This is a genomic window from Microbacterium maritypicum MF109 (assembly GCF_000455825.1).
GTDB classification, from domain to species: domain Bacteria; phylum Actinomycetota; class Actinomycetes; order Actinomycetales; family Microbacteriaceae; genus Microbacterium; species Microbacterium maritypicum_A.
In genome coordinates this window covers 1-217 of the sequence record NZ_ATAO01000078.1, presented here as the reverse complement: position 1 = coordinate 217, position 217 = coordinate 1, and the positions used below count along the sequence as shown (strand labels likewise).

At 67.3% G+C, this 217-nt stretch carries 1 protein-coding gene; it reads right to left on the bottom strand.

Annotated elements, in window-relative coordinates; translation table 11 throughout:
- On the bottom strand, window positions 1-217 hold a 217-nt coding region (locus tag L687_RS0120970; protein WP_031206766.1), incomplete at both ends, for an alpha/beta fold hydrolase.

Sequence of the window (217 nt, the reverse complement as noted above, 5' to 3'; positions counted from 1 at the left end):
GCCCATCGAGAAGCCGACCAGCACGACGTCGCGCAGGTCGAGGGTCTCGAGCACGGTGTTCAGGTCGGCGGCGAAGGTGTCGTAGTCGTACCCGGTGTTCACCTTCGACGATCCGCCGAAGCCGCGGCGGTCGTAGGTGATGACGCGGTAGCCCTGGGCGAGGAGCTCGCGCGTCTGACGCTCCCAGCTGTGACCGTCGAGCGGATAGCCGTGGATC